We start from the raw sequence: 23,918 nt of genomic DNA, 5'->3' as shown, positions 1-23,918 counted from the left end.
ACTATGGTAAGAGCTTAGGTGAGGACTATTCCAGAAGAGGCAAGGCCTCTTTCAAAAGCCATATGCTCGTGTTCAATCCCGTGCGTATGGCTTTTCCTTTTATTTATGGGGCTTAAGCCGCAATTCCTACCCAAAAGGCGCGGCAAATGTTGTATATTTGCACCGCTTAAAAACAACCGTTAATGGCCTCTATTCTTTACACAAAGACAGACGAAGCTCCTGCTCTTGCCACTTATTCCTTTTTACCTATTGTTAAGGCATATACTCAAACCGCTGGTATTCAGATTGAAACACGTGATATTTCCCTAGCGGCACGCGTTTTAGCTGTTTTTCCTGATTTTCTTTCAGAGGACCAAAAAGTAAATAACGCGTTGAGCGAATTGGGGGCTGTAGCCAAGACAGCGGATGCGAATATCATCAAGCTACCCAATATCAGTGCTTCCATTCCTCAGCTGAAGGAAGCCATTGCGGAACTGCAAGGTCAAGGATTCGGCTTACCGAATTATCCGGACGAACCTGCTAATGCGCAAGAAGAAGAAATTAAAAAACGCTACGATAGCGTTAAGGGTAGCGCTGTCAATCCAGTACTTCGAGAAGGTAACTCCGACCGACGTGCACCGAAACCGGTAAAGAATTACGCCAAGCAAAACCCACACCGTATGGGGGCTTGGTCTTCCAATTCCAATACCCATGTGGCGACCATGAGCTCTGGAGATTTTCGTTCAAACGAAAAGTCCATTACCCTAAAAGAAGCGCAGGTTGTTGACATTGTTTTGGTCAAGGTAAATGGAGAACGTCAAGTACTAAAATCAGGCATAGCTCTTCAAGCCGGTGAGATCATCGATTCTACAATAATGAGCAAAAAGGCCCTTTTGGCTTTCTTGCAAAAAGAAATCGCAGAAGCGAAGGCCAACAATATTCTTTTGTCTCTTCACCTGAAGGCAACCATGATGAAGGTCTCTGACCCCATCATTTTTGGTCACGTCTTCCAAACGTACTTCCAAGAATTGTATGCTGATTTTGGCTCTGAACTGGAAGAAATCGGGGTCAACCCAAACAATGGATTGGAAAGCATGTTGATCCGATTAGAGGAATCCGATCACCCAAAGAAGAAAGCCATCCTTGCGGCGATTAACAAGCAGCTGGACAATGGCCCTCAATTGGCAATGGTCAATTCTGATAAAGGAATAACCAACTTGCATGTCCCTAGTGATGTCATCATCGACGCTTCCATGCCTGCCATGATTCGCAACTCCGGTCAGATGTGGAACACGGCCGGAGAGCTGGAAGATACCAAGGCCCTTATCCCGGATAGCAGTTATTCAGGTATTTACCAAGCCACTATTGATTTTTGTAAAAAGAACGGCGCTTTGGATCCGCGCACCATGGGCACTGTACCCAATGTTGGACTCATGGCCCAAAAAGCCGAGGAGTACGGCTCTCACGACAAAACCTTTGAGCTAAGTGCAGCGGGGACCGTTCAGGTTATTCGCCAAGATACAGGAGGTGCATTTGGAGCATGCCGCGGAGGAAGGAGATATCTGGAGAATGTGCCAGGTAAAGGATGCCCCGATTAAAAACTGGATTCAACTGGCGGTCAAAAGAGCACGTACTACGCAAACACCTGCGGTTTTCTGGCTAGATAAGAACAGAGCTCACGATGCAGAGCTTATTGAAAAGGTCAATGCCTATTTGCCAGAAGAAGACACCAGTGGATTAGAAATTCATATTCTTTCTCCAGTAGAAGCGACCGGATTCACGTTAGAGCGTATTCACCAAGGATTAGACACTATTTCGGTGACTGGAAACGTTCTTCGGGATTACCTTACGGATCTCTTCCCTATTTTGGAGGTAGGCACCAGTGCCAAAATGCTCTCGATTGTTCCTCTGATGAATGGAGGAGGCTTATTCGAAACCGGAGCCGGTGGTTCTGCGCCAAAGCACGTTGAGCAATTCTTGGAAGAAGGCCACCTTCGTTGGGATTCATTGGGGGAATTCCTCGCCCTGGAAGTGTCATTAGAACACTATGCCGAAAAATACGACAATCCTGTAGCCGCCGCCCTGGCTGATGCCTTGGGAAAAGCGACGGAGCATTTCTTGATCGAAGACCGATCACCCTCTCGCAAGGTGAACGAATTGGACAATAGAGGCAGCCACTTCTATTTGGCTATGTACTGGGCCGAAGAATTGGCCAAACAGACTGCTAACGCTGAACTGGCCGAAAAATTCAGTTCTCTGGCTCAAGACCTAACCACAAACTCAACGATTATACTCGAAGAGTTAATTCAAGCGCAAGGCGAGGCGATGGATATCGGCGGCTATTACCACCCCGATCCGGAGAAAACGGCAATAGCCATGCGTCCCAGTAAAACCTTGAATAAGGCCTTAGAATCCTTTTCTAAAGCCTAGACTTTAAGGAACTGTTAATTTCAAGGAGGTTAGACCATCTTTCTTTACCTTAGAGGAAGACCATTTAGCACTAATCGACTTCTTTGAAGGTCATGCCCGCTGATTTCTTTCAATGGAGCATTAATTTGGTCTAAAGCTTTGTTTGCCAAATTAATGATCACCATTTGACAATGCAACACTTTACTCATTCTCTGCGGCCAAGCATGAGAAATATCTTGGTGTTGGGCTTATTTGCCTTATGCATATTGCCCAACATGACACAAGCGCAAGAACGTTTTACACTGAGCGGTACTATTCGAGAAGCGGCTAGTAACGAAACCTTAATCGGCGCGACCATTGCCATCCCCGAACTCCAAACCGGAACCACGACCAACGAGTACGGATTCTATTCCATCACTCTTCCGGCTGGCGAATATGCAGTATGGATTAGTTCCTTGGGGTTTCAAGACATTAGACGAACCATTGAACTCGATAAGAATGTTAGCCTTAACCTCTTTATGGATGAAGCGGCGGAACAACTGGAGGAAGTCGTGGTAACCGAAGATGTTGAAAAACTGGATATCCGCAAACCTCAAATGAGTGTAAACACCTTGGCTGTGAGTACTATAAAACAAATCCCAGTTGTTCTGGGAGAGGCAGATGTGATTAAATCGCTGGTGTTGCTTCCCGGAGTTACCAATGCCGGAGAAGCCTCTTCAGGATTCAACGTTCGGGGAGGTGCGACCGATCAAAACCTGATCCTGTTGGACGAAGCCATCATTTTTAATTCCTCCCACTTGTTTGGCTTCTTTTCTGTTTTTAACCCAGATGCGATCAAGGACATCAAACTTTACAAAGGAGGTATTCCTGCCCGATATGGTGGCCGTGTTTCTTCTGTTCTTGAAATTTTTCAGAAAGAAGGAAACAGCAAAGAACTTAAAGTTCAAGGAGGTATTGGTGCCGTGGCCAGCCGCCTTTTAATGGAAGGACCGATCAATAAGAATAAAAGCTCCTTTTTGGTTGGAGGTCGCGGTTCTTATGCGCATTTGTTTCTACCCCTCTTTGATATTGACAACCGAGCTTATTTTTACGATTTAAATACGAAGCTGAACTTCAAGCTCAACGAGCGCAACAACCTGTATATCTCGGGCTACTTTGGCCGGGATTTATTCAGCATTAACGAACGCTTTATCAACGAGTACGGCAATGCCGTAGGTAACCTGCGTTGGACGCACCTCTTTTCAGATCGTCTCTTTTCTAACCTATCGTTGATCTATTCCGATTACTACTACGGTCTGGAATTGGATTTCGTCGGTTTCCGCTGGAATTCAGGAATTCAGAATTTCAATTTAAAGTACGACTTAAAGCATTATGTCAATGACAAATTACAGATCAACTATGGGTTAAATAACATTTACTATGTCTTTAATCCTGGCGAAATCGAACCCAACCGAGCAGACTCTGGAATTATTCAAGAGCAATTGACTAAAAAATATGCCAACGAGACCGCCGCTTATATCGATATAGAACAAGAAATTACAGAGGGGCTCAGCGTCAACTACGGTATACGTGCTTCCCATTTTGATCGACTAGGTCAAGAAGAGTTCTTTACCTATGAGAATGATAATCCAGTAGAGTTTGATCCCTTTCTATTGGTATACCAAGAGGCCACACCGATCGATACCTTGAGTCCCGGTCGAGGCGGAAGTTTAAAACGCTTCTTCAATTGGGAACCTCGCCTTTCGGTTTCGTGGAGTTTTAACGGAAAAACAGCCATAAAAGCCAGTGCCACCCGAATGGCCCAGTACCTGCATTTGCTCTCTAATACCAGCTCCCCTACTCCTTTGGACGTTTGGACGCCCAGTGGTCCTTTTGTAGAGCCCCAGTTGGTAAATCAATATGCGGCGGGGTATTTCCGAAATATTAATGACGGAGCTTATTCCCTTGAAATAGAAGGGTTTTATAAGGATATAGATAACCGAATCGACTACATAGACGGGGCTGACCTTATCGCTAATGAAGCCATTGAACGGGTGATTCTCAATGGAGAAGCCCGCGCCTACGGCTTGGAGTTTTTGCTTCGAAAAAATACCGGTTCTTTTACCGGCTGGTTAGCCTATACCTTGTCTCGTTCAGAACAAAGGACTCCGGGTCGCGACCTGGGTATTGATAACGGTCGATCCGGCTTAGAAACGGGAATAAACCGGGGCGAATGGTACGTCACTCCTTTCGATAAGACCCACGACCTTTCCCTTTTCGGAAATTTAGAACTCAGTCCACGATTCAGTTTGAATGCCAACTTTGTCTACCAGACTGGTCAACCCACCAATTATCCGGTGGGCCAGTTTGAATTTCAAGGCCTGAGTGTGCCGATTTATGGTTTCAGAAACCAGGAAAGACTACCAGACTACCACCGTTTGGACTTATCCGCCAAGCTGCTGACCAAACAAAAACCGGGCAGCTCCTTTCAGGGCGAATGGGTATTCAGTATATACAATGCCTACAACCGCATGAATGCAGCTTCCATCAACTTCCGACAAAACAATGAAACGGGAGCCAACGAAGCGATCAGGACTTCGATTTTTGGAATCATACCCTCAGTCACTTATAACTTTAAATTCTAAGCTATGCGCCGTATTCTAGCCTTAGTATTGTTAGCCGGTGTTGTCACGGCTTGTGAAGATGTCATTGAAGTGGAGGTGCCTTCTGAAGCTCCTCGCCTAGTTATTGATGCCATCATTCGAGTAGACACCCGTCAAGCCTTTATTCAACCGGAAATTCGGGTAACGCAAACCGCCTCCTTCTTCGATGGAGTGCAGCCGGTTTCCAATATCACCCAAATGACCTTGGCCGCTTTGAATGAGAACGGAACTGGACAAGAATTCATGGTGCTGGAAGAAACGGAGCCCGGTTCAGGGATCTATCAAGATCCGGAACCTTTTCCGGTAGACACCCTCCTTTCGGGGCCACTAATTTTACAAATCGAACACGAAAATCGACTTTACTTTGCTCGAACTGAATTTGTTCCCAGTGTAGAAATCAATCGCTTGGAACAAGGAGATGATACCCTTTTTAGTGAAGACGATACCGAGGTCATTGTCGAGATTACGGACACAGCAGATCAAGAAAATTTCTATGTCTTTGATTTTGGTTTCAGCGAATTCTTAACCGTTCAGGATCAATTCTTCAATGGGCAAACCTTTGAGTTTTCTTATTTCTATGATGAAGAATTGGAGACTGGTCAAGAGCTGCAGGTGAGTATTATGGGCGCCGATCAAGGCTTTTTCGACTACATGACCCTGCTTATTGAACAGACACAAAACGACGGTGGTATCTTTGAGACCCCAGTTGCTACGGTAAGGGGGAACATCTTCGATGTCACCGATTTGGACAATGATCAAGTGGTTGATAATGTTTCTCAACCGGACGTATTTCCGTTGGGGTACTTTGCGGTCGTACAGGAGTTCAAAGCCAACCTCACGATTCAAAAGTAGATCCCAGAACCAAGTAAAGAGCGATTACACAGGCAATACTCACCACGCCTTGTAATCCAGTGGCCAGTGTCAGGGACCTCAAGCTTTGTTTGACCGTCAAGCCACTAAACTGGTTCACCACCCAGAAATAACTGTCGTTTACATGAGAAACAGTCATCGCCCCAGCACCGATAGCCAATACCGCACACACCCGGCCAAGAGAGTTAGCCAATCCCACTTCCCCTAGTAAAGGTGCTGCGATCGAGCTCACCGTTAAGATGGCCACCGTAGAAGATCCCTGGGCCGATTTCAAAAGGGCGGCCAAAGCAAAAAAGACCAACAGGGCTCCCCAGGCCGAATCCCCTGACAAGGGAAGCATGGAAGCCAAATCGACGGTCTTTAGTACAGCTCCAAAGGCTCCACCCGTTCCGGTGACCAAGAGAATAACCCCAGCTTGTTCAAATGCCTTCAGAATCCAAGATTGCTGTTCTTTCACCGCATAGCGTTTTGCTAGAAGAAAACTAAACAACAAGCCAACACCCAAAGCTATTACAGGAGATCCCAGGAATTGCAACACGAAGGTAAACATTCCAGCAGATTCCAAGGCGCTTCCCGGCCAATTGGCCACGGATCCCAAGCCGATAAGTAGGACGGGGATCAGGACCGGCAAAAAATGACCCGTTCCTCCAGCCGAATGGGACGATTGAATTAGTTCTTCGCTCTTAAGTTCCTGTAAATCTTCTTTTGCCTTTTGAGAAGATAATCCGTAATGTGCCCAGAGATAACCCGTGGTGGCTGCTATTAATCCAACGACGAGCCCCCATCCCAGTAATAATCCCAAGTTGGCGTCGAGCAAGGCAGCTGCAGCCAAAGGACCGGGTGTCGGTGGAACAAATACATGAGCGGCATACAGGCCCGTTGCTAAAGCAATGCTTAAAACCAAGCGGGACCAGTTCGACCGTTGAGCCAGAGATTTGGTCAGCGGGGATAGCACGATAAAGCCAGAGTCACAAAAAACCGGTATAGAGATGACAAACCCCGCAATGTTTAGTGCCCACGGAGCCCTCGCTGGACCGGTCCACTGTAGTAATTTATCTGCGATATAGCGCGTGCCTCCCGTTTGTTCCAAATAGTGACCAATGACGGTTCCTAGGGCAATAACCAAACCGATACTTCCCAGGGTGGAACCAAAGCCTGCTGCGATGGTCTTACTTAATTCCTTTGGATTTAACCCCAGGACCAATCCTCCTAAGAGAGCAGCTGTCAACAGACTAAATACCGGGTGCCATTTTAGGCGAAGACTGCAAAATATGATCAAGGCCACCAAAGAGACAATGACGAGTAAAGAATAGGGCATAAAAGGAATGTTAGGGTCCTGAAGATCGAAAATATAGGTAATTTTACATTATGCACACCGATCGCGCTCTCTTGGTAAAAGGCTTCCAACGCCTATTGATCAGTCTACCTTGTATGGTAGCGGGGCCACTGGTGCTCTCGCAAGCCTTCAAAAATACCACTCACCAATGGTTCTGGCCCGTACTCGTATTGGGGTTATCTTTGGCTATTGCTGCAATAGTCCTGGGTTTTGTCGGTGTGAAAACAGTAGTAGACGCTTTCTTCGGCAAGAAAAAATAAACGGAAGTTTCCTTTATTTATTCCGGAGCCTTTGGAAGGGCTTTCTTCCATTTGTTACTCAAACTCGCGTAGTCATAATTGAGCTTGGATTTTTGGCGCTCCAAGCGGTTATAGGCAAAGGCCCGCTGTAAGATATCTTCGATTAAATAGTCTTCGTGAATGAGTTCCGGCTGAAACTCTTCCTTCATCCGAATTTTAAACGCCCTTGCAGTGGTACTGTACCAGAAAGCTCTCCACCCACTTCGCAATTCTTTAACCAGCTCAAAAGCCGTTTTGCCGGTTTGACGATGTATAAGCTTGATCAGGATCTGACCCTCGGTACGGGTCAATTTTTTCAGTTCCTCCGAAAACTCTCCCTCAATGTACTTCTGCACTTCTTTGGTGTACTTTTTTCTTTTTCGGGACTTGGTGATCTTCTTCAAACTATCATTGAGTTCAACCAAGCGATCAGCGGCTAATTTCGCATAGGGATACACCTTCAAGGTCTTGCGCCGAAGAACGTAATAGCGCAGGCGTTCCTTTCTGTCTGCGAATTCCAGCTTACCAAAGAGGTAGACCTCATCAAGGGGTATAGAGCTGGAAAACAGAGAGTCTTGTGGCATTTTAACCATGTAATCCGTCAAGCTGTCATTTTCGACAACCTGGGCCTGAGCTATCAAGCCGACACTAAAACAAAGGAGAAGGAGGTATTTTTTCATGAGAAAACAGCCACAAAAACAGTTCCAAATTTAAAAAATCGCGGGGGGCTTTACTATTAATTCAAGGTGATAATTGTTAAGTTTGTTCTTCTTCACATAAATAAAACTCAATATCTATGTCTACGTCTCTGTTGAACGAAAAGTCCATGGCATTTTTGGAAAAATACCTGAATAACGCTTCACCAACGGGTTATGAATGGGAAGGCCAAAAGATCTGGATGGATTACCTCAAACCCTATGTGGATAAGTTCATCACCGATACTTACGGAACAGCCGTTGCGGTGATTAATCCTGAAGCAGAGTATAAAGTCGTTATTGAGGCCCACTCGGATGAGATCTCCTGGTACGTCAATTACATCACAGACAAGGGCCTGATTTATGTGATTCGAAACGGAGGTTCTGATCACCAAATCGCTCCTTCCAAATGGGTAAACATCCACACCAAAAATGGTATTGTCAAAGGTGTTTTTGGTTGGCCTGCGATTCACACGCGAAAAGGAGAAAAGGAACAACCCCCGAAGCTCGATAACATCTTTATTGATATCGGGGCCAAGGACAAGGAAGAGGTGGAAGCCATGGGCGTCCATGTAGGCTGTGTAATTACCTACCCTGATGAATTTCAGGTCCTGAATAAAGATAAATTTGTTTGCCGTGCACTGGACAACCGCGCTGGTGGTTTTATGATTGCCGAAGTGGGCCGCCTGCTGCACGAAAACAACATCAAACTCCCTTTCGGTTTATACATCACCAATTCTGTTCAGGAAGAAATTGGGCTGCGCGGAGCGGAAATGATCACCCAACGCATCAAACCCAACGTGGCCATTGTCACCGATGTATGTCACGATACCACAACGCCGATGATTGAGCAGAAGAAAGAGGGTGATACGGCTATTGGAAGAGGTCCTGTTGTTTCTTATGCCCCTGCCATCCAGAACAGGTTGCGTGAGCGTATTTTGGAAACCGCAGAAAATAACGATATTCCTTTCCAGCGACTGGCTTCGTCTCGTTATACAGGAACTGATACGGATGCCTTCGCCTACAGTAATGGTGGTGTAGCGTCAGCATTGATCTCCTTGCCCTTGCGTTATATGCACACCACCGTCGAAACGGTTCACCGCGAAGACCTTGAAAACGTCATCCGTTTGATCTACCAGACATTGCAAAATATTCAGACCGGCGAGACTTTTAGCTATTTCGATTAATTTAATGCCGCTATGGCCGACAAGGAGGAATTACTGGACGTACTGACTCCTGCAGGTCTGAGGAGTGGCCTGATTAGGCCAAAGAAGCAAGCGCATCAAGAGGGACTCTGGCATGCCACCGTTCACCTTTGGGTTTGCGATCCACAGCTGGGACTACTCTGCCAAAAACGCGCAGAAGATAAACAGATGAATCCGGGGCTTTGGGATTTTTCGGCCGCAGGTCACATCGGAGCCGGAGAATTTCTTCTAGAGGCTGCCGTTCGAGAATTAGAGGAAGAAACTGCCTTGTCTGTAGAGCAGAGTGAACTGCGTTATTTGGGTGTTCATGTTTCGGAGAACCACTACCCTCCTAACCTTATTGACCGAGAATACAACCAAATCTTTGGGTACTCCGGAAAGATTGATTTCGGGACTTTAGTCCCTCAAAAAGAAGAAGTCAGTGAATTGCGATTTGTCCGCCCGAAGCAATTGCTCTCCGAATGGCAAGAACAACCCAATTGCTGGGTCAGTCATCATCCCAATTACTATAAAAAACTGTATCGTTTTGCTAATCGTTGCGAAGCACTTTGAGTAAATGCTTTAACCCCTGGTCTGAATCCAGTGCGAATTCATGCTGCTCCCCTTTAGCCATGTCCTTGAGTAAAAAACGGTTCTGTTCGCGTTCTTCTGTCCCGAGAATTAAAACCCATTGGGCACCTCTTTTATCGGCGTACTTGAATTGCTTCTGCATTCTCGCGACCTGCGGATAAAGCTCTGCCGATAATCCAGCAGCCCTGAACACCCCAAGCAGTTTCATTGCACTCATGGCTTCTTCCTCTCCCAGGTTCAGGGCGAGTACCTCAAGGGTGTTGTCCAAAGCCTCTGGGAACAAGCAGAGTTCTTCTAAAACAAGATAGATTCTATCAAGGCCAAAGGAAATTCCGACTCCACTCAAGTCTTTTAAACCGAACTGCCCGGTGAGGTCGTCATAACGGCCACCTCCTCCGATAGAACCCATCTTCACTCCTTCCGGTGCCGATACTTCAAAAATGACTCCGGTATAATAATGGAGGCCTCTTGCCAGCGTCAGATCGATGTCTAAGCTGATGGTTTTTAGTTGTAAACCATTTAGGGTTTGGTAGAGGAATTTTAAATCCTCAATCCCTTGCTGAGCCGGAGAGTCCTTAGGACACATATCCGCTAAAGAAGCCAATTTCTCCAAGCCTGTTCCCTGCAGTTCAAATACGGGGGCAAGCTTTGCTAAGGCCTCAGCATCGATCCCTTTCGAAAGCATTTCTTTTTCGACGCCTTCCCTGCCGATTTTATCCAGTTTATCAAGCGCTACCGTAAAGGCGACCACATTCTTTTCTTCTCCGATAAGTTGAGCAATTCCGGCCAGTAATCGCCTATGATTCAGCTTCACCTTTATCGAAGGCATACCGAGCTCCGTAAAAACTGCATCGTAAATCTGCAGTAATTCTACTTCTTGCCAAAGGGAATTAGAACCGACAACATCGGCATCGCACTGGTAAAACTCACGGAAACGACCTTTCTGAGGACGATCCGCTCTCCAGACCGGCTGAATTTGATACCGTTTAAATGGCAAGGTCAACTCGTTCTGGTGCATGACCACATAGCGTGCAAAAGGTACCGTCAAGTCATAGCGCAGGGCCTTTTCAGAAATACTGCTCAGCAAGCCTCTTGAATCACGCTCGTCCAGCGCTTTTTCATTGGCTTTGGAGAGGTAATCTCCAGAGTTCAAAATTTTGAAAATCAACCGGTCTCCTTCCTCCCCATACTGCCCCATCAAAGTGGATAGTTGCTCAAAGCTGGGGGTTTCGATAGGTTGAAAACCAAAGGACTGAAAATGCTTGCGAATGACCCCCATGAGGTAGTCACGGCGGCGAACCTGTTCTGGATTAAAGTCTCTGGTTCCTTTAGAAATATTCGGCTTTTGCCCCATAGTAATGCGTATCGGCCTATAAAATTACTGGATTATCTCGTCAAACCAATTGAAGAGATCTCCTTTCGTGATGACCGCGCCCTGTTGTATCAAACCAAAAATATCAACCTTTGGATCTTCCCCGTAGCTCTTGCTTGCGGTCAAATACTCCACGGAATCGGCCAGGTAATTTTTCTTGAACCACTGAAACCCTTCCTGGGTGGTCAAGTCAATCTCTGGTTGACGCAATCGCACGGAGATTAAGCGCATCTCTTTTTCGGCCATGGAAAAAAGGTGCATCTGAAGTGGTTCAATTTTCTCGAGAAATTCAACCCGTTGCAACACCCCTTCCCAGATCAAATCACTGAAGACATCCAACTGTTCTTCTGCTACCGCAGGTTTTTCCTCCTTAATAGATTTCCACTCCTCAGCCGTAATGGACTGGGTGGCCAAAAAATTGATGAATTCCGGGTGCAGTTCTTCGAGCTGCTCTTTGGTCAAGCGGGTATACTTCACTTGGCTTTTAATTTAGGGTACAAAAAAAGGCCATGTTCTCACACGGCCTTTTGATCTTTGTTCACTTGAAGATTATTTGGCCTCAGCGATCACCTCGAATGGGAAATCAAGTACCACTTCACGATGTAAGCGAATTTTCGCTTGGTAAGGTCCAACGCGCTTCACGGAACCACCTTGGATGTTGATGTACTTACGATCGATCATCTCGCCTTCTTTTTGGATCGCTTCGGCCAAATCAATGTGCGTCACTGATCCAAATAATTTATCTCCAGCACCCACTTTAGCCGCAATTTTGATCTCCATCGCTTTAAGCTTGTCAGCCACCTCTTGGGCCTCTGCGATCAGTTGCTTCTCTTTGTGAGCTCTTTGTTTCAAATTTTCGGCCAAAACTTTCTTTGCTGATGGTGTTGCCAATTCAGCCAAGCCCTGAGGAATCAGGTAGTTTCGTCCGTAGCCGTTCTTTACCGTTACAATGTCGTCTTTAAATCCTAGATCTTGGACGTCCTGTTTTAAAATCAATTCCATTTGTTCGTCCTTCTATTATTTCAACATGTCCCCAACATACGGCATCAAGGCAAGGTGACGAGCACGCTTGATCGCTTGGGCCGCTTTTCTTTGATATTTCAAAGAAGTACCGGTCAATCTACGGGGAAGAATTCTTCCTTGTTCGTTTACCAACTTCATCAAGAAATCAGGATCCTTGTAATCGATGTACTTGATGCCTGATTTTTTGAAACGGCAGTATTTCTTCTGCTTTTGGGTTTCAATATTTAACGGAGTTAGATAGCGAATCTCTCCATCTTTCTTCGATTTTGCTTGTTGCTCAATGGATGACATCTAGGCAGTTTTAAGTTTAGTTCTTCTTTTTTCCGCCCATTCAATGGCGTGCTTGTCTAACTTGACAGTCAAAAAGCGCATGATGCGTTCGTCTCTGCGGAATTCCAGTTCGTATCCACCGATCGCCTCACCGGGAGCAGTGAATTCAAAAAGGTGGTAAAAACCACTCTTCTTATTCTGGATTGGGTAGGCCAATTTCTTTAGCCCCCAGTTTTCCTTAGAGACCATCTTGCCTCCATTTTTCTTGAGGTAATCCTCAAACTTCTTGACTGTTTCCTCTATCTGCTGATCAGATAGAACGGGATTCAGAATGAAAACAGTTTCGTAATGATTCATAAAAATGTTATATCAGTTAACTTTTTAAGGTCGGCAAAATTAATCATTTTATGAGGCTAACCAAAAAAAGGCGGAAGATTTCCGCTAATAATTTAGGTAAGAGGAGAATGCAAATTAATAAGACTTTCCATTGCCTGGCAAGGGATAATACCTGCATATAAGAAACGTTTTGTATATTATGAGGTGCTTTTCGGTCGATTTTGTCGAGAATAAGCCAAAAAAGGATGACAGAAATGGCGGTTTTTTCGTTTAATCCTGCTAATTCGACAATACACAACACCCTAGGCCCAGTTGACATCTTTTGTTGCCGTTTATCGAGGATTTTGTGTAGTTTAGCGATGATTTAACCCCACAAATCACCCCATCTATGAAGCTTAAAAGTATCATTGTTGATGACTCGTCCATGCAGCGCATGGCAGTGGCGAAATTGGTCAACAATCATCCGCATCTGACCCTAGTGGCGGAGTACAGCAACGCCATAGAAGCCAAGAACGGCTTGAAAAACAACGAGGTAGACTTGATTTTCCTCGATGTTGAAATGCCGATCATTAATGGTTTTGACTTGCTGGAAGCCCTTGAAAATCCCCCTCAAGTAATCTTGATTACCGGAAAGCCGGACTACGCATTAAAGGCGTTTGATTACGATGTGACGGATTACCTACACAAACCCATCACACTTGCCCGTTTTGAAGCCTCTGTACGCCGTGCAGTTGGTAAGTACGAGCAAATGCACAAAACAGATGAGGACGAAGAGCACATCTTCGTTAAGAGTAACCTTAAAAAACGTAAGGTTATCCTCAATGACATCAAATGGATTGAAGCCCTTGGTGATTACATCAAGCTGGTGACCGACGAAGCAAACATTGTGATTTTATCGACGATGAAATCCTTTGAAAAGCAACTTCCTGCCGAAAAGTTCTTGCGAATTCACAAGTCCTATATTGTGAACCTGGAGAAGATCGAAAAATTCAACAGCAAGAATGTTGAAGTTGGCGGACGTCAGATTCCATTGAGTCGCAACAAAAAGAGCGAGTTGGCGGAAGCCCTGGCTAACGTATAATACTATGGGGGTTAAAGGAGGAATGTGCTGGTCACTTCCTCAGATATGATCAACATCAAATACCAACCGAATACTGCGAAAAGCAGCAATAGCGTGAAAGGAATGCACAATTCTTTTCACGCTTTGTTTTGTTTGAGCGGTAGATGAGCCTGGAGCCGACTTCACCAAGATTTGCTGAATATATTGGTTGCGGATCCTCGGAATTAAGGGAAACTCCGGTCCTAAAACAGTACAGCCTTTGAGTTGTCTCAAAGCTTCTCCCATCCATCGTGCTCCCTCAATAACCTTGTTGTAGTCTCTTGATTTAAGGCTGAGTTTAACAAGTCGCACAAAAGGCGGATAGGCAAACTGTTGCCTTTCTCGTAGTTGCTGTTCGTAAAAAGGCAAGTATTGATACATACTGAGTTGTTGCAGTAAGGGGTGTTCAGGCTGGTAGGTCTGAATAAGTACTTGGCCTTGACCGTAGGCACGACCCGCTCGCCCTGCGACTTGCATCAACAACTGAAAAGCCCGTTCATGCGCCCTGTAATCCGGAAAATTCATCAAACTATCCGCATTCATAACCCCCACAAGGCCTAATCGCTCAAAATCCAGGCCTTTGGTGACCATTTGCGTCCCTATAAGGATATCGATCTCCTGCTGTTCAAACTGTCGAACTATTTTTTGTAGACTCGTTTTACCGCGGGTGGTATCCTGGTCCATTCGTTGTACTCTGGCCTCCGGAAAGAACTCCTTCACCTCCTCTTCTACCTGTTGGGTCCCCAATCCCTTGGGCAAAGCCCCTGGTGTTCCACAAGCTTCGCACTGTTTAGGGACGGGTGATTTAAATCCGCAGTAGTGACACCGCAATTGATTGCGGTTCTGGTGATAGGTCAATTTGACATCGCAGTTAGGGCAGCCTGGGCTGTGTCCACAGACTGTACATTCCAATACAGGAGAATATCCTCTTCTGTTTTGAAACAGAATGATTTGCTCTTTTCGGGCAAGGCGGTCTTGAATGGCCTCGTAAAGAACAGGGCTAAAATGCCCCTTCATTTGTTTTTTCCGTTGGGCCTCTTTTAGGGAGATCATCTGGATCTCCGGCATAGCAACAGGTCTGTAGCGTTCTAAAAGCGCCGTGTACAGGTATTTGTTGTTCTGGGCATTGAAGTAGCTTTCGAGGCTCGGAGTGGCTGAACCCAGCACAATACCACAACGATGAATGTGAGCCAGGTAAACCGCTGCATCCCTACCGTGGTATCGAGGAGCTGGATCAAACTGCTTAAAACTACTTTCGTGCTCTTCATCTACGACAATAAGTCCCAAATTCTTAAAAGGCAAGAAAAGAGACGAACGAGCTCCAACGATTACGGATACTTGCTCCCCTCCCGCGTGGGTCTTTAACCAGAGTTCTACCTGCTCATTTCGGGAGAAGCGGGAATGATAGACCACTACCTTTCCGCCGAGGTACCGCTTTAATCGTTCAATCAATTGGACGGTTAGGGCTATTTCGGGGACCAGATAGAGTACTTGTTTCCCTTGCTCAATGACTTCTTCTGCCAATTTGACGAAGACTTCTGTTTTACCGGAGGCCGTCACCCCATGAAGAAGAGCTGGCCTGCCTTCTTCTATTCCCCGCTTAATAGTTTCAAGTACTTCTTGTTGTTTAGGACTTAGCTCCACTACGGCTTCTGGTCCTCTATTGCTTCTTAAGGGCAATCGATCCACATCCACCTCAAATTCCTGTAGTATTCCTTTATCAATCAACGACTTGAGAGAAGCAGCTCCAGCTGTACTTCGTTTGAGTAATTGGACCCGAGGAACACCTTCTTGACTCCCTCCCTGCATCTGGAAGAACTGCATTAAGATTTCTTTTTGCTTAGGTGCTCTTTCCAGGTCCTGAAGTAAGCGCTCCAGACCTGAATCCAATTGATAGTCTACACCCAGGCCTAACCTTCTCTCCTTCTTGGTGCTGTATTTCGCCTTGAGGTCTTCCTCCAAGAGGACCTTCTTTTGCTGCAGGAGCTTCTCAATAGCTTTTAAGGGACGTTTTCGGCCTGTAATTTCTGAGAGTTCTGCAATCTCGAGCCTTTCGCGAATCTTAAGTGCATCCCAGATCAAATACTCTTCATCATTCAGATCTTCTGGCAAAACCAGCTCTTCCGGATTCAAAATGATTTGGGTTTCGCTCTGTAATAAAAATGCACTCGGGAGAGCTGATTTCATCACCTCCCCAAGGGTACAGAGGTAGTAGTCTGCAATCCATTGCCAATGGATCCATTGTTGCTCAGAGACCAGGGGTTCCTCATCGAGTACTTCCAGAACTTCCTTGGCTTGATATGCTCCAGGCGGTTCCTGGTGAAAACGATAGGTTAAAGCGGTGTAGAGCTTTCTTTTACCAAAAGGCACACTAACACGCACTCCTCTCTTTTGTGCTTTGAGAACGTCAAAATCAGGCCCGTCCGGGACGCGATACGTATAGGCCCTCTCAATGGCGAGGGGCAAAATGACATCTACAAAGTTTGGCATGTGTAAAGGGATTCTATCTCAGGCGAATCCAGGTTTGGGTTCGGTACAAAAAGCCCAAATAGCCCCGAACCTTTAAGCGGTTGGTGTTATCAGGATCTAGCCATACCTTCCCTCTAAATGATTTTCCCTGTTCTGGGTCAAACAACTGCTTCCCTTTGTAAAAGCCCTCGACCTCCTTAAATCCGTTGATGGTGAACAGCCCTACCAAGGGTTTGTTTTTTAATTGGCCACGGCATTTTTCGCACCGGGCGTTTTCTTTGCCTTTGACCACAATTTCTTGGATTTCGCCATAGAGCAAGCCACTTTTCTTATAGACTTTCACTACCGCCTTGGCCTCCCCGGTCTGGTCGTCAATGGTTTGCCATAGGCCTTCAATACTTTGGCCTTGGACGGAAAAAAGAACAGAAAAAAAGAAAAGAAAGGGTAAAACTCTCATGATTTCGAAAAGCGAGCGTCTTTACGAAGGGTTTTGATTGTGGCATTCATTTCGAAGCCCAAAAGTAAGATATTTGAGTTTAACCAAATGTAAAGCATCAGGATCAAAAGCCCTCCCAGTGCGCCGTAGAGTTCATTGTATCTCGCGAATTTTTCTACGTATACCCCAAATAAATAAGAGGTCAAAACAAAGAGTAAAGTCGTCATCAAAGCTCCAGGCGAAAAAAAGCGGGCCCGATCCCCTTTGGTCGTCCCAAAAAAGTACAGAATGGCCGCTGTCAAGTAACTCAGGATCATGAAAAACAACACTTTGGCTAATACAACACCGTAGTTGTCTGCCGTACCTTCTGCAATACTAAAGGCTTTGCCCAGGTATTCACTAAAGGGCTCCACCGCGTAGATTTCGAAATACAAGAAAGCCATGGCACCGACGATTAAGCCCACCGATAGGATTAAGCCCACCACCAAAGCGTAGAGGTACTGTCGGAAGAAACCCCGCCCAAATTCGACATGGTAGGAGTTATTGAAACTCCCGAAAATAGCATTGACTCCGTTGGCCACCAAAAAGATGGACAAGAGAAAAGTAGTGGACAAAAGGCCATCTCTCTTTTGGCTTTTGATCCCCTCATAGATCTCCGCGAAATAATTCGCCGAGGCATCTGGCAAGAAGGATTCCAAGAAGCCCAAAAAAACCTGGTCAAAACTCTCACCATTGTGTTCCCCGACGAAGGGAGACAAAAAGGGAAGCAAGGTGACCAAGAAAATAATCAGAGGAAAGAGGGCCATGAAGAGACTAAAAGCAATAGAACTCGCCCGACTAGACAGGGTTCCTTTGACAATTCCGTAGATATAAATTTCGAGCAGATCGTAAAGCGATAGTCCTTCAAAACCAGGAATACGAATACGCTTACACAAGCGGGCCAACGCATTGACTACCGGAATTTGTTCTAATCGGGCTTCTACGGCTTCTGACATCTATACGGCTTTTAGGCTTAGATCAAGATTGTGAACCGAATGGGTCAAGGACCCAGACGAAATGTAGTTTACTCCACATAAGGCATACTTCCGAAGGGCCTCTTTTGTGATGCCTCCGGAAGATTCGGTTAGACTTTGATTACCGATCATCTTCACCGCTTCACGTGTCATAGGATAATCAAAGTTGTCCAACAAAATACGATACACACCGCCACATTCCAAAATTTCTTCGACTTCCTGTAAATTACGAGCCTCAACGATGATTTTCAGTGGTTTGCCCAGCTCTTCCAGGTAGTTCTTGGTTTGGGAAATAGCCTGTGAAATACTACCGGCAAAATCGATGTGGTTGTCTTTTAGCATGATCATATCGTAAAGCGCAAACCGGTGATTTTCGCCTCCTCCAATTCGGACGGCCCACTTCTCCAATGCACGAATACCGGGAGTGGTTTTTCGGGTGTCCAGCAATTTAGTAGAGGTACCTTCCAGTAATTTGACGTAGGAATGGGTCTTGGTTGCCACCGCGCTCATCCGTTGCATAGAATTGAGCACTAAGCGCTCAGCCATCAAAAGCGAACGCGATCGACCTTTGACATAAAAAGCAATGTCTCCATAGCTCACCTCTGCGCCATCCTTTAGAACGGTTTCCATCTTTAAATCTGTATCCACCGCCTGAAAAACCTGTTTGGCAAAATCTACGCCGGCCAAAATTCCTTCATCCTTGACCAGTAACTTCGCCATCCCTACCGCCTCTGCTGGGATACAAGCCAGAGAGCTGTGGTCTCCTTCTCCAATATCTTCCTGTAAGGAGGTGTGTATGATGCGGTCGAGTTCGGCCTGGAATTGTTCTTCACTAATCATAAAAGTCATCTTCTTTGGTGTAAACGAAGGTAGCAAAAAGTGCAGTCCTTAGTTTAAGCAGGAATACTACTTTTGAGCAAAAGATGACTCATGATTATAAGTCTACTCTGCGTCGGGAAAACAGATTCAAAAGAAATCTCCAGTCTATTGGAGGATTACGAAAAAAGATTGCGTCACTACATTCGCTTTGAACGTATAGAACTACCTGATGTCAAAAGGAAGAACCTTAGCCCTGCCCAGCAAAAAAGCGCAGAAGCAGAATTGATTCTCAAAAAATTAAGTCCTCCCGATCAGGTGATTTTATTGGATGAAAAAGGAAAAGAGTTTCGATCGGTTGAGTGGTCAGCCCAGTTGGAGTCGAAAATGATTCAGGGAACCAAGCGATTGGTTTTTCTGGTGGGTGGACCTTACGGTTTTGATGAGCAAATCTACCAACGAGCTGATTCCAAGATTTCACTGTCTCGGATGACCTTTTCACACCAGATGGTTCGCTTATTTTTTATCGAACAACTCTATCGGGCCTTTACCATTATTCGGAACGAACCTTATCATCATGAGTGATTTCTACATGGCTGAGATCCTCTTTTTGAATGAGTCCCATTTTCTCGAGAAGATTCTCTATCCGATTCCAAAGTATCTTTAGAGAGATTTCGGGCGTTGTGTCATTACTGTTAAGCGCATCATTCATATGACTGGAAACCCCTTCCAGAGCGGAGAGTTCATTTTGGATAAATCCGTAGATCTCCTCTCTTCGTTCAGGATTCTTTTCGACTTTAAGCACGTATTCTAAATCCCGAATGTTCTTCATGTGAGAAGAAAATGCGTGCGATTGGTGCCAGGCGATTTGGCGAAGTTTATCACTCTGTCCCTCATTGTGCCGCAGTATAGGAATGACAATATAGAAGATCTCAAAAAGTACAATGAGAATAGAAAAGGCGGCCAGTTGCAATTCAATTAAGCGGATGGTGCGGATATCTTTTTCACTCTTTAGTTGAAAATCCAAGACAATACCATCCATAATCAAATAGAACTCGTCCGTATCGGCCCGAAGTAAGTCAAAGTTGATTTGCTGCGGATTATTCAAATCCCCAATGTGAAGAGCAATCCGATCGAGGACTACTTGCAATTGATTGAATTTGGCCTGGATCTGCTCGCTGTTTAACGGCCGTAAACCCAAGCGCTCATTTCCCTTTTGCAAGGCTTCATGGGTCGAAACCAAATTATTCCAAGTGAGTTTTAAATCCGAATAATCACACTTGTGGTACTGGCACGCATACAGCTCGTTGACCAACTGCTGACTGAGACTCCTCTGACGTCCTGCGAGATTTACAACAAGAGCATCATCTCGTTGTTTAGCTAGGGCGTATTGCATGATACTCTGGTTGGCCATAGTCAGAATCAGAATGGATAGAGCCACCAAATAATAGGTCTTATACTCCTTTTTGGTGGATGTCCAAAACAACACAGCCCTCTTCCAAGGCTTCTTCCACTGCTTAAAAAACTGGATTACTGATTTTAGCCGAGACACTATAGCTCTTTCTTTTGTGGAAAGATACCCCGGGATCATGTGCTGGACAGAAAATTGTTGTGAAACTCCCTAAAGACAGAGTTAGCCTCTTAAGTGTTGTAGTTCAGCCTCTTCTAATCGCTAATAAAGGACCCTGAACTTTATCGTGTGTTCAATCTCACGAAGGGCTTGAATAACATCTTTGTTGTACTCCTTATCGAGATCTGTAATCACATAACCCACCTTGTTATCTGTCGATAAATACTGGCCACTGATATTCATCTCATATTTAGCCAAAACCTGGTTGATTTCGGCCATGATTCCTGGTACATTCTGGTGAATGTGCAAGAAACGATGAGCATTCTGCTGTTTAGGAAGTCGAATATTAGGGAAGTTGACCGCATCTACCGTGTTTCCTGAGTTGATGTAGTCCATGATTTTTCCTGGAACAAAATCGGCAATATCGCGTTGAGCCTCTTCGGTACTACCACCAATATGGGGTGTTAAGATCACATGGGGCACCCCAGCCAACTCCGTCACAAAAGCACCATTGGAACGGGGTTCAGAGGGGTAAACATCCAAAGCTGCTCCCCCGAGGTGGCCAGATTCCAAACTCTTTTTTAAAGCGGGCAAATCAACAACAAATCCGCGCGAAAGATTGATCAAAAAAGAACCCGGTTTCATTAGAGCCAACTCCTTCTCTCCAATGAGGTTCTTATTCTCGGGATGATCGTCTACATGCAGAGAAACGGCATCAGATTGTGCCAGGAGGTCTTTGATATCAAAAACCTTTTGTGCATTACCCAGCGCCAATTTATCTTCCAAATCGTAAAACACGACCTTCATGCCCACGGCTTCGGCCAGAACAGAAAGCTGCTTTCCGATATTCCCATAGCCGACAATGCCCAATACTTTTCCTCGTACTTCCCTGGCGTTAACTGCTGTTTTTTGCCAGTGACCCTCATGCATTTCGGTACTACGGGTAAAGATGGAGCGCATTAACATGATAATATGACCTAGAGCCAACTCGACCACCGAACGGGTATTGGAATAAGGAGCGTTAAAAACGATCACGCCTCTTTCTTTACAAGCTTCCAAATCAATTTGCTTGGTTCCGATACAGAAGGCGCCAACAGCCAGCAGTCGATCCGCTGCTTGTAATACATTTTGTGTCACCTGCGTTTTGGAGCGAATACCAAGAACATGCACACCTTTGATTTTTTCAATCAATTCGGCTTCAGGTAAGCTATGACTGACTGTTTCGACACTAAAGCCTTCAACAGAAAGTCGTTCAAAGGCGTCGGAATGAATATTTTCTAACAACAGAATCTTGATTCTATTCTTGGGATAAGAGAGGTTTCTGGGCAAATCGTTCACAAATAAAAATTCATCTAAGTTCGGAGCAATATGATCGGCATTGGCTGTTGCCTTTTGACGAGAAACATTTTCGGTATAGGCAAAGAACTTCTGTGCCACTCCGGCTTCTCTCATTACATAATCACTATAACCGTCTCCAATCACTTGGACCTCACCTTGCAACTGAAGTTGCCTTAGGCACTCAATTTTACCGTTGTGAGATGCCAGGTAGTTGTCCTGATCAAAACCGACAATTTCTCCCTCCTCACTAAAAGCGAATGTATTGGCATAAATACGGTCAGAAGGAATCGAATAAGCCTCCATAATGGGGTCAATAAATTCCTTAAATCCACAAGAGATGATGTAGATCTGATCGCGAAAGTTCTCGAAAAACTCCTTGTTCTCTTCTATTGATTTGGAAACCCTTCCGCGAAGTTGTTCGATAAGTACGGGCAAGTGATCCTGTCGCGCCTCAAGCAATACCACCCGGCGTTGAAGGGACTCTGTAAAAGAGATGTCTCCATCGATACCTAAATCTGTGATACTGCTGATTTTGCGTATCCTCTCTTCTTTATCCGAACGCCCTGCCAGGCTAATTTCGGCCAGTAAATCAAGTGCTTCGACCCGGGTTATGGTGCTGTCGAAGTCAAAAACATATTGTGTTTTCACAAGCGCTGTACTTCGGTCTAAGCAGCCAAAAGTAAATAAAAAACCCTAGTAATCAAGTTGGTTTACAGCTCTTAAAGAGGCTTGGGATCAGAGGGGCTGGGATCGCCTAGCTACCAGCCTCTTTTCCCGAGTCACGCGCTACCCGACGAGAAACCTCTACCGTACCCGCCTGAGCCAGTAATCGCTGCAGTTCCTCCAGGTTAGGAGTGCGTACAACCTCGACCTCCTTCACCACCTCAACAGGCACTTCTTTGATCACTTCGATCTCTCTTGGTTTCTCTGATAATTTGCGTTCCATCTCCTGCTTGAACTCTTCAAATTCATTGCTCAGTTGACGGTATTTAAATTCCCATTCAGACGTGCGGTTAATGCCGTTAAAACCATTGGTATACCCGTTGCCTTGTGGTTCTTTGTTTTCTTTAAGGGCAGTGTATTCTGCATTCAGCGAATTGAACTTCTGCTCCCAATCTGAACTTGGGTTGAGGTCCGTTGACCCTTGCTTCAAAGTATTGAGTTGACGCAATACGGCGTTGTATTTTTGTACCAACCCGACACGCTCTCCCTCGGCCTTCTTCTTATAGTCCCCAAACTGTGCATTGACTTCGAGGAATTTTTGTTCCCAATCAGAGATCATCCCGCCTTCACGGTTGAATTTGTAATTCTGGAACTCCTGCTGCAGACCATTGTAGCGGGCAGCCCAATCCTGTCGGTTCTCTTCTGCGTTGCGTTTGTATTCCGTAAACTCTGCGTTGAGCATATTGAACTTGCGCTCCCAGTCCGACATCTGGCCTTCGCGTTCTCTTTTGTAGTTCTCGAATTGTTGGGTAAGGGCCTCGTACTTTTCCTGTAAGCCTTCTTTGTTACCTTCCGTGTGGTCTTTGTACTGAGAATAAGCGCTATTGAGTTCGGTAAATTTCTTTTCCCATTGCTCCAGCATGTTCTCTGCCTCTTCTTTCTGCTTCTCCAATGCTTGCTCAAGGTCGCGGTTGCGCACTTGTGATTGTTGCAACTCTTCAATTTTTTCCTGAAGCTCTTTTTCTTTTTGGCTCAAAGTTTCCGAAAAGACCTTCTGCTCCTCAATCCACTTTTCCTTCTCGTTTTTAAGCGCACTTTCCTTGGACTCCAAGTCCTCGTTCATGCGATCTACTTTGGACTTCCAGTCGTTGATCACCGCATCCGACTGGCCTTTGAGACCCTCGAGTTTGCCTGCAGCCTTTTCTTGTTCTGCCTGAGCTTCATCTAGCGCTGACTTGAGGCGCTCGTTCTCTTCGTCCAGGTAAACGTGATCGCGTTGAAGCGATTCGTAACTCGTCCTCAGGGGCACATAGGCCTCTGTTTCGAGTTCCTTGAATTGTCTTTCTAATTTTCTTCTTTTGAATTGCGCCATGGCCCAGCCTAGGAATAGGCCTGCGAGTCCTGCAACAATTACGGCCGCCAGTGGATTACTTGTCAAAATTTCCATTACCCCTCTCTAACTAATTATACGTTTTACTGATTGATGAATGAGCGTTTTTTTTCTGTCAAACCAGAATAGAACAGAAATG

21 protein-coding genes and 1 pseudogene are annotated in these 23,918 nt (G+C 45.5%); 8 read left to right on the top strand and 14 right to left on the bottom strand.

Going from position 1 to position 23,918, the window contains the following annotated elements; all coding sequences use genetic code 11:
* Nucleotides 1-182: 182 nt before the first annotated feature.
* From BST99_RS03025 to BST99_RS03015, 3 genes and pseudogenes are all read left to right on the top strand, one after another.
* Nucleotides 183-2,409: pseudogene (locus BST99_RS03025) on the top strand (NADP-dependent isocitrate dehydrogenase).
* A 203-nt stretch (nucleotides 2,410-2,612) separates the two neighbouring features.
* Nucleotides 2,613-5,012 carry a TonB-dependent receptor gene (locus BST99_RS03020; protein ID WP_394335601.1) on the top strand — a complete coding sequence of 800 codons (2,400 nt, stop codon included), beginning with the start codon at nucleotides 2,613-2,615 and terminating at the stop codon, nucleotides 5,010-5,012.
* Nucleotides 5,013-5,015: 3 nt separating this feature from the next.
* The gene (locus BST99_RS03015) at nucleotides 5,016-5,882 is read left to right on the top strand and encodes a DUF4249 family protein (protein WP_105000481.1); all 867 of its coding nucleotides are present in this window, start codon (nucleotides 5,016-5,018) and stop codon (nucleotides 5,880-5,882) included.
* On the opposite strand, the gene BST99_RS03010 is transcribed toward BST99_RS03015, so the two are convergent.
* A complete protein-coding gene (locus tag BST99_RS03010) occupies nucleotides 5,866-7,218 on the bottom strand; it encodes a GntP family permease (protein WP_105000480.1) in 1,353 nt (450 codons plus the stop codon). The two genes, BST99_RS03015 and BST99_RS03010, sit on opposite strands and share 17 nt — an antisense overlap.
* 50 nt (nucleotides 7,219-7,268) lie before the next feature.
* Here BST99_RS03010 and BST99_RS03005 point away from each other — a divergent pair, with 50 nt between their 5' ends.
* The gene (locus tag BST99_RS03005) at nucleotides 7,269-7,496 is read left to right on the top strand and encodes a DUF6095 family protein (RefSeq protein ID WP_105000479.1); all 228 of its coding nucleotides are present in this window, start codon (nucleotides 7,269-7,271) and stop codon (nucleotides 7,494-7,496) included.
* 17 nt (nucleotides 7,497-7,513) lie between these two features.
* On the opposite strand, the gene BST99_RS03000 is transcribed toward BST99_RS03005, so the two are convergent.
* Nucleotides 7,514-8,194, bottom strand: coding sequence for a DUF4294 domain-containing protein (locus BST99_RS03000; protein ID WP_105000478.1), 681 nt, complete (start codon nucleotides 8,192-8,194; stop codon nucleotides 7,514-7,516).
* A 116-nt stretch (nucleotides 8,195-8,310) separates the two neighbouring features.
* Between BST99_RS03000 and BST99_RS02995 the strand changes: the two genes are divergently transcribed.
* Complete coding sequence (locus BST99_RS02995) at nucleotides 8,311-9,396, top strand: M42 family metallopeptidase (RefSeq protein ID WP_245916166.1); 1,086 nt, start codon at nucleotides 8,311-8,313, stop codon at nucleotides 9,394-9,396.
* 12 nt (nucleotides 9,397-9,408) lie between these two features.
* The gene (locus BST99_RS02990; RefSeq protein WP_105000477.1) at nucleotides 9,409-9,966 is read left to right on the top strand and encodes an NUDIX hydrolase; all 558 of its coding nucleotides are present in this window, start codon (nucleotides 9,409-9,411) and stop codon (nucleotides 9,964-9,966) included.
* Here BST99_RS02990 and hisS read toward each other — a convergent pair.
* The 5 genes from hisS to rpsF all read right to left on the bottom strand — a co-directional run bounded on the left by hisS (nucleotide 9,944) and on the right by rpsF (nucleotide 13,006).
* Nucleotides 9,944-11,338, bottom strand: coding sequence for a histidine--tRNA ligase (gene hisS, locus BST99_RS02985; protein WP_105000476.1), 1,395 nt, complete (start codon nucleotides 11,336-11,338; stop codon nucleotides 9,944-9,946). The two genes, BST99_RS02990 and hisS, sit on opposite strands and share 23 nt — an antisense overlap.
* A 24-nt stretch (nucleotides 11,339-11,362) precedes the next feature.
* A complete protein-coding gene (locus tag BST99_RS02980; protein ID WP_105000475.1) occupies nucleotides 11,363-11,833 on the bottom strand; it encodes a DUF6495 family protein in 471 nt (156 codons plus the stop codon).
* A gap of 72 nt (nucleotides 11,834-11,905) precedes the next feature.
* Complete coding sequence (gene rplI / locus BST99_RS02975) at nucleotides 11,906-12,358, bottom strand: 50S ribosomal protein L9 (protein ID WP_105000474.1); 453 nt, start codon at nucleotides 12,356-12,358, stop codon at nucleotides 11,906-11,908.
* Between the two features lie 15 nt (nucleotides 12,359-12,373).
* A complete protein-coding gene (gene rpsR / locus BST99_RS02970; RefSeq protein ID WP_105000473.1) occupies nucleotides 12,374-12,670 on the bottom strand; it encodes a 30S ribosomal protein S18 in 297 nt (98 codons plus the stop codon).
* Nucleotides 12,671-13,006: a 30S ribosomal protein S6 gene (rpsF, locus tag BST99_RS02965; protein WP_105000472.1), complete on the bottom strand. Its 336-nt coding sequence runs from the start codon at nucleotides 13,004-13,006 to the stop codon at nucleotides 12,671-12,673.
* Between the two features lie 367 nt (nucleotides 13,007-13,373).
* Here rpsF and BST99_RS02960 point away from each other — a divergent pair, with 367 nt between their 5' ends.
* A complete protein-coding gene (locus BST99_RS02960; protein ID WP_105000471.1) occupies nucleotides 13,374-14,066 on the top strand; it encodes a LytR/AlgR family response regulator transcription factor in 693 nt (230 codons plus the stop codon).
* Between the two features lie 39 nt (nucleotides 14,067-14,105).
* Here the strand turns inward: BST99_RS02960 and priA are convergent, their stop codons facing one another.
* Genes priA through nadC form a run of 4 tightly spaced genes read right to left on the bottom strand, consistent with a single transcriptional unit; the run spans nucleotide 14,106 to nucleotide 18,842 of the window.
* Complete coding sequence (priA, locus tag BST99_RS02955) at nucleotides 14,106-16,574, bottom strand: replication restart helicase PriA (protein ID WP_105000470.1); 2,469 nt, start codon at nucleotides 16,572-16,574, stop codon at nucleotides 14,106-14,108.
* A 13-nt stretch (nucleotides 16,575-16,587) separates the two neighbouring features.
* Nucleotides 16,588-17,010, bottom strand: a complete 423-nt coding sequence (locus BST99_RS02950) for a DUF2147 domain-containing protein (protein WP_105000469.1) — start codon at nucleotides 17,008-17,010, stop codon at nucleotides 16,588-16,590.
* Nucleotides 17,007-17,984, bottom strand: coding sequence for a YihY/virulence factor BrkB family protein (locus tag BST99_RS02945; protein WP_105000468.1), 978 nt, complete (start codon nucleotides 17,982-17,984; stop codon nucleotides 17,007-17,009). Before BST99_RS02945 ends, BST99_RS02950 begins: the two co-directional genes overlap by 4 nt.
* Nucleotides 17,985-18,842 carry a carboxylating nicotinate-nucleotide diphosphorylase gene (gene nadC, locus BST99_RS02940; protein WP_105002415.1) on the bottom strand — a complete coding sequence of 286 codons (858 nt, stop codon included), beginning with the start codon at nucleotides 18,840-18,842 and terminating at the stop codon, nucleotides 17,985-17,987. It lies immediately after the preceding gene.
* Nucleotides 18,843-18,932: 90 nt separating this feature from the next.
* On the opposite strand from nadC, the gene rlmH reads away from it, so the two are divergent.
* Complete coding sequence (rlmH, locus tag BST99_RS02935) at nucleotides 18,933-19,403, top strand: 23S rRNA (pseudouridine(1915)-N(3))-methyltransferase RlmH (protein ID WP_105000467.1); 471 nt, start codon at nucleotides 18,933-18,935, stop codon at nucleotides 19,401-19,403.
* On the opposite strand, the gene BST99_RS02930 is transcribed toward rlmH, so the two are convergent.
* The 3 genes from BST99_RS02930 to BST99_RS02920 form a co-directional block, all read right to left on the bottom strand.
* Nucleotides 19,372-20,304, bottom strand: coding sequence for a type IV pili methyl-accepting chemotaxis transducer N-terminal domain-containing protein (locus tag BST99_RS02930; RefSeq protein WP_181044135.1), 933 nt, complete (start codon nucleotides 20,302-20,304; stop codon nucleotides 19,372-19,374). The genes rlmH and BST99_RS02930 overlap by 32 nt on opposite strands.
* 186 nt (nucleotides 20,305-20,490) lie before the next feature.
* The gene (gene serA, locus BST99_RS02925) at nucleotides 20,491-22,374 is read right to left on the bottom strand and encodes a phosphoglycerate dehydrogenase (protein ID WP_105000465.1); all 1,884 of its coding nucleotides are present in this window, start codon (nucleotides 22,372-22,374) and stop codon (nucleotides 20,491-20,493) included.
* Nucleotides 22,375-22,480: 106 nt separating this feature from the next.
* Nucleotides 22,481-23,836 (bottom strand): coiled-coil domain-containing protein, encoded by a 1,356-nt coding sequence (locus BST99_RS02920; RefSeq protein WP_105000464.1) that lies wholly within the window; start codon nucleotides 23,834-23,836, stop codon nucleotides 22,481-22,483.
* Between the last annotated feature and the right edge of the window lie 82 nt (nucleotides 23,837-23,918).

The organism is Aureicoccus marinus (assembly GCF_002954325.1).
Taxonomy (GTDB): domain Bacteria; phylum Bacteroidota; class Bacteroidia; order Flavobacteriales; family Flavobacteriaceae; genus Aureicoccus; species Aureicoccus marinus.
This window is presented reverse-complemented; position numbering and strand designations above follow the sequence as displayed.